Source organism: Shewanella sp. 10N.286.45.A1, from assembly GCF_041470405.1.
Taxonomy (GTDB): domain Bacteria; phylum Pseudomonadota; class Gammaproteobacteria; order Enterobacterales; family Shewanellaceae; genus Shewanella.
In genome coordinates, this window is sequence record NZ_JBFRMK010000245.1 from 1 (window position 1) to 5,138 (window position 5,138).

8 protein-coding genes are annotated in these 5,138 nt (G+C 45.1%); 1 reads left to right on the forward strand and 7 read right to left on the reverse strand.

The features are described 5' to 3' along the window. The first annotated feature begins 195 nt into the window (after positions 1-195). A complete protein-coding gene (locus tag AB4238_RS17045; RefSeq protein WP_372034515.1) occupies positions 196-780 on the forward strand; it encodes a DUF333 domain-containing protein in 585 nt (194 codons plus the stop codon). 30 nt (positions 781-810) lie between these two features. On the opposite strand, the gene AB4238_RS17050 is transcribed toward AB4238_RS17045, so the two are convergent. From AB4238_RS17050 to AB4238_RS17080, 7 genes are all read right to left on the reverse strand, one after another. After that, a complete protein-coding gene (locus AB4238_RS17050; RefSeq protein ID WP_372034516.1) occupies positions 811-1,617 on the reverse strand; it encodes a hypothetical protein in 807 nt (268 codons plus the stop codon). Between the two features lie 7 nt (positions 1,618-1,624). Then, the gene (locus tag AB4238_RS17055; protein ID WP_372034517.1) at positions 1,625-2,113 is read right to left on the reverse strand and encodes an RNA polymerase sigma factor; all 489 of its coding nucleotides are present in this window, start codon (positions 2,111-2,113) and stop codon (positions 1,625-1,627) included. Further along, the gene (locus AB4238_RS17060; protein ID WP_372034518.1) at positions 2,106-2,897 is read right to left on the reverse strand and encodes a putative DNA-binding domain-containing protein; all 792 of its coding nucleotides are present in this window, start codon (positions 2,895-2,897) and stop codon (positions 2,106-2,108) included. Before AB4238_RS17060 ends, AB4238_RS17055 begins: the two co-directional genes overlap by 8 nt. Further along, positions 2,888-3,742, reverse strand: coding sequence for a DUF692 domain-containing protein (locus AB4238_RS17065; protein ID WP_372034519.1), 855 nt, complete (start codon positions 3,740-3,742; stop codon positions 2,888-2,890). Before AB4238_RS17065 ends, AB4238_RS17060 begins: the two co-directional genes overlap by 10 nt. Continuing rightward, positions 3,742-4,026, reverse strand: a complete 285-nt coding sequence (locus tag AB4238_RS17070) for a DUF2282 domain-containing protein (RefSeq protein ID WP_372034521.1) — start codon at positions 4,024-4,026, stop codon at positions 3,742-3,744. Before AB4238_RS17070 ends, AB4238_RS17065 begins: the two co-directional genes overlap by 1 nt. Positions 4,027-4,149: 123 nt before the next feature. Further along, complete coding sequence (locus AB4238_RS17075; RefSeq protein WP_372034522.1) at positions 4,150-4,536, reverse strand: thiol-disulfide oxidoreductase DCC family protein; 387 nt, start codon at positions 4,534-4,536, stop codon at positions 4,150-4,152. Positions 4,537-4,824: 288 nt separating this feature from the next. Beyond that, positions 4,825-5,138: DUF3429 domain-containing protein (locus AB4238_RS17080; protein ID WP_372034523.1), on the reverse strand; the 314-nt coding region annotated here is incomplete at its 5' end.

A 5,138-nucleotide genomic window follows, 5' to 3' on the forward strand; every position in this document is an offset into this window, starting at 1 on the left:
AAGTAGAACGGGTATAAACGACATACTCACTTAATAACAGCCATTTTGCAGCTAGAATAAATGATTAGCTAGCGGCTCTTTCAAAGACTTTACACTCTACAAACACATTAAAGCTGCCTATCGACAGAAAAATAGCCCTTTTTAGCGACCAATACGTTAACACTTAATAACCGACTGCCAAGAAGAGAACGATATATGAGAAAATATAAGATAATCAGTTTTATATCGAGCTGTGCACTACTCGTGGCTTGCGATTCTCAATCCACCAACCAAGTGACACCAGCTGCAACATCGGCGAAGTTAGCTAACCCAGCCTCAAGCTACTGTATAGAACAAGGTGGAAGCCTCGAAATTGAAAACCAAGATGACGGGCAAGTCGGTTACTGCACATTACCTAGTGGCGAGCGTATTGAAGAGTGGCAACTCTATAGGCAATCTCAGCAAACTGATGAACCTGTTGTTCAACACGTACCGACCTCGGTAGGCAAAGTGAATCCAGCATCGGAGTATTGTATCTCTTTACAAGGAGAGCTCGATTTGGCCACTGGGATATGCACCCTCCCCAGCGGCGAAACTATTGAACAATGGCAGTTATTTGAGCGCGGGCATAAACAAGTTCCCGACGTCACTGAAATGCAAAAAACACCGAACCCAGCAGCACAATATTGTTTAGAAATAGGCGGCACGGTCGATCTTGCTGATGGCAGTTGCACTTTGCCTAATGGTGAAAAGGTGGATCAATGGACGCTATTTAACAAACACAAGCTCATGTCGATCTAAACTGATACCGTAAAAAATGACGATAAAACCTTAATCAACCGAGCGGGCTGTTGCCATTAATAGCCCTTTCTCGACCCATATAGACACGGCTACACCGCGAACCATTAGCTCAGTGGGCTTATCTCCCTGCTCCAATATTGGCTGCTCACCATAGAGGGATGGATCATATTGCACTTCGTATAGAGTGATCGGTTGCTTATCTTTTTGACTAAATCGAATCTGTGCAGCTGTTAAACCCTGAATAGAGCAATAACGGCCTCCAAGCATTTTACTATCAGTATCGTTGGCTTTGGCGAGAAAGCTTGAATTAACGGGGGTGAAATCCAGCTGAGTAAAATAATCTCTAAGCTGGCTTAGTTGCTCAGTTCTCACCTCAAGTGGTTTCATCTTTACATGATTTCGAGCCACTTCATCAGCAATTTTCCAGCTCATACTCGTCATAACAACACTATTTGATGCACCATTAAATAGCTGCTGAATCTGGGTATATGAGTACAGCTGAAATGCTGCCACCAGCACAAAAACACTGGCTGCAAGCGCATAAACTAATTTAACTAAAGGTTTTCGCCCCTTACTCGATGCAGCTGGCTGGCTGGCAAGCATAGACTCAGTTTCGTCTATATAATCTTGAGCAGACGGCTTTTCAATCGCGTCACTTTCAAGCTGTAACTCTTTACTAAACAAGCAATCAGCACTAAGCCCTTCATCTGCCTGCGCTGCAGCAGAATACAATGCTTCCATGCGTGCTAAAGCCTCATCTGACAGTTGCTGAGCTTCAATATATTGCTTCACTGATTGTCTAAAACTGTTGTCAGTGGCATCGTGCTTATTACTCATAGTATTGCTAGCTCCCCTGACCGTTACTTTGTGTGGTGGCGGTTTCATTTGGCATAAGCTCAACCGCCTTAATTTTTATCCGGTGTAGCCTCGACAAAATCGTACCTCTAGGTTGACCCAAGTCATTGGCGATCTCTGCAGCGCTAAACCCTTCAACCGCCCACAGATACAGTACCTCCCTTTCGGCGGCATTGAGCTGAGAGAACAGATACTCAATTAAGTCATGTTGCAACGCGACCTGCTCCATACAGGTTTCATCTAATAATGCTGGGGCGTGCTCATCTATTGGGTCAAAGTCGATCCGCTTTAGGCGTCTGCAGTCATCAATAAATTGATTGCGGATAATTGTGCGTAGGTAGGCTGTCGGATATTTCGGTTTAACTGCGCTACTTAACCAACGTTCGATCGCTGTTTGCAATAAGTCTTCCGCTGCTGCGCTATGCCGAGTAAGACATAAACAGTAGCGATATAGACTCTGCAATAGCGCTCTATCCATCGGCTGTTACCACCAGTTTATAGCCCGCAATCCAGCCCTGTTGAATCAGTTGAGTTAATTCACTCAAATCCATATCAGTGCTAGTTAACTGCCCGAGCGACATACCCTGCTTTATAGCCATGATTAACTTAGCTTGAGGCGTTGGTATTTGCCTAAAACTCACCTTAAAGCGGTCCCTGAAGATCAGCAGATAGCTTACAGGGCTATCGCAACTAGCAGTGTAGTTTTGCTCTGCTGTGGCTTGGTGTTTTAACCAGACTCGTTGTACCGGATAGTGGCAACTAAGCAGCTCAATATCAGGTTGAAGAAGTAGCACTGCTTGTTGCTGCTGCGCTTCACTAAGTAGCGCCAACTCATCCAAGCTACGAACTTGTGGCTGTCGCACATAGTCACTGCGATCTTGAGCGTAATAGCCCTGCTTTAGCGTCCATTCAAGTGTTGCCAGCTCAGGTAAGTACTCAAGCCCGGTAAATGCTTGATGCTGCTTAATCTCATCGGCAAGTAACCTTGGAAACTGTGCACCATAATGGTTTAAGTTGGCATCTTTCAAAGGGTAACGGTTACAATATTGCTGCGCTAGTTGCTCAAAGCAGCGCTCTCCCACGACCGTCTGGCAAACAGGAAAGCTACTTTGTAGGCTACTTAGCAGCGCTTGAAAAGCGTTGTTTTGGTAAATTTTTAACCGAGAATGCTCGCGCTGATTGACCATAGTCAATAATGCACGCTCATCGCCATTCGCTTGCAGTGCTTGAATAAATGCTCCCTGCCAGTCCGCTAAGCGCATCGATCAACTCCAGCAACGGGCTTAGCATTAAACTGCATCATATCGGCGGCAATCTGCCGCTCCTGTAACAGCCGTTCCAGTGTAGGTATTTCACTGTCCCACTCAATCATGCTGGGAATATTGCCATTGAGCTGAATGTAATTTTGATAAGCCTGCCAAACTTGCGGATCGACAGGATGGTTGTGGGCGTCCAGCAGATAATCATCTTTTTGATGAAAGCCCGCCAAATGGATCTGCTTTACCCGCTTGGCAGGTACGGCATCCAAAAAGGCTTGTAACTGCTGATCGAGATTCACACTAGTGACAAAAGCATTATTGATATCCAACAACAGATAACAGTCGGCTTCTTCAGCAATAGCAGCAATAAACTCTCCCTCACTCAATTCATTATGTTGGCAACTCATATAGGTAGACACATTTTCCAACAACATTCTTTCACCCAATAGATCTTGGGTTTGCTGAATCCGCTTGCTGATATGCATGACAGCTTCGTCTGTATAGGGCAGCGGTAACAGATCTGCGACTTTAAAGTCGTTGTTACCGGAGAAACTTGCATGTTCTGAATACCAATGGCCGCCACAGGCTTGCTTGAGAGATTTGATCTTGTTGAGGTAATCCACATCCAGCGTGTTGGCGCCACCAAGAGACAAACCTACGCTATGAAACACCAGTGGAAATCGCTCACTAATACGCTTAAGCAGATGCTGGTTTAGCCCGCCGTCCACCAACCAGTTATCAGCCAACACCTCTAGCCAAGGGAGTTCGAGATTATCGTCAGCCAATATTTGCTGAACATGGGGAGTGCGCAGACCTATGCCTGCGCCTACTATGCCAGAATGAGGCATTAGCTTTTCGCCGGTTTAACCGCTTTAACTTCGCCACCAGCAATTTTGTCGCAAGTGCCTGCAGGAACATAAACCCATTCTGTAGGAAGATTGTCTGCTTTGGCTTGACCAGCGCAGCCATGACTGCCATCTAATGCACCACAGTCATTGGCACCGGCTTTAGCAATCCCGGCGCACTTCTCCCACTCTTTGGGTTGATCCGGCACTGCTTGTGCGCTTAAAGATAAACTCGCCGCTAAAATACCAGCAACCGTTACACCTAATGCAGTTGTTGAAGATTTCATATCGATTATTCCTTTTGATAAATAAACACATTCAACCCTTTAACGATTAAGCAGCCAGTTTGATTGCATTACTTACAAAATTAATTCTAGTCGAATCGATATGAACTGCTACAGCAGTCAAGCTTAGCGGTAGCAAGTGCCTGTTTCGCAGCGTTTCTTGCCAGTGAGTAGGTAAGATATTCGGTAGCGGTGCTTAGCAAAGAACAGATAACCTTTATCAGCAAATGGTTTAACTAACGAACAGCGTAACAGGGAAACCCACTTCTCTTTACCCACTGCAGCCCAGGCTTCGTAGGTCACTTCGAGTCCAGTGATTAACGAACCATCGGCACGCTGAGCGTGTAAAATCTTATTCGCTAGAGCGAAATCTATCTCAGGAAACTTAACGCTAAAATCAGCTTGATTGAGATCTTGTAGTTCAATGTTATCGTGACTGTCTAATGATTTAATGTGCTGCATTTCTGCGTCACATAGCGGACAGAGTGAGTCATAGAAGATACGTAGTTTCATTGCTAACCTCCGAAAAATTGATGGATTAACATCAGTAGATGCAAAGTTACCGCTACCAACGTTAATCTGAGCCTCATTGATATATACCCGTTCTACCTGAATATGCAGGATTCAGTGGGAATTTAATGGGCTTTAATCACGGCGTTGATTGCCACGAATGGTCATTCCCTTGGTAAAATCAATAACACTGAGTAAAGCCCATTAAAGCCCATCTAGGAAGGCTTTGTGCCAGTCCACTTCGTTGTTGCACTCACTTAAAAGGGAAAAACCATTTCTACGTTAATGCGCCTAGAATTGAACTGGCACATAGCCTCTGAAACGAGCACCTTCAAGTTGAACGGGTATATAATCTTGGTTAAGGCATAACTCTTTAGCTTTTCTTTCAATCGCTAACAGGCTTAAGTAGCCTACAGCCAATATCGCCAGGCTGATCTGCGGTTGATTTAGTAATAAAGCTATCCAAGCCAAGATTGAAAACAGATTACCCTGTATAAGCAAACGCCCAGTCGTGCTGCTGGTTGATAGCGCAATAGCGCGCCCCCACAAAGTGCCCGATATAAAGCTAAGAATGACCGCGCTATAACTAGGGGCTGTTAATCTTT

What these genes read in the sequence shown, in the direction of transcription:
- AB4238_RS17045 (WP_372034515.1), top strand. Translation starts at nt 196, where the DNA reads ATGAGAAAATATAAGATAATCAGTTTTATATCGAGCTGTGCACTACTC.
- AB4238_RS17050 (WP_372034516.1), bottom strand. Translation starts at nt 1,617, where the DNA reads ATGAGTAATAAGCACGATGCCACTGACAACAGTTTTAGACAATCAGTG.
- AB4238_RS17055 (WP_372034517.1), bottom strand. Translation starts at nt 2,113, where the DNA reads ATGGATAGAGCGCTATTGCAGAGTCTATATCGCTACTGTTTATGTCTT.
- AB4238_RS17060 (WP_372034518.1), bottom strand. Translation starts at nt 2,897, where the DNA reads ATGCGCTTAGCGGACTGGCAGGGAGCATTTATTCAAGCACTGCAAGCG.
- AB4238_RS17065 (WP_372034519.1), bottom strand. Translation starts at nt 3,742, where the DNA reads ATGCCTCATTCTGGCATAGTAGGCGCAGGCATAGGTCTGCGCACTCCC.
- AB4238_RS17070 (WP_372034521.1), bottom strand. Translation starts at nt 4,026, where the DNA reads ATGAAATCTTCAACAACTGCATTAGGTGTAACGGTTGCTGGTATTTTA.
- AB4238_RS17075 (WP_372034522.1), bottom strand. Translation starts at nt 4,536, where the DNA reads ATGAAACTACGTATCTTCTATGACTCACTCTGTCCGCTATGTGACGCA.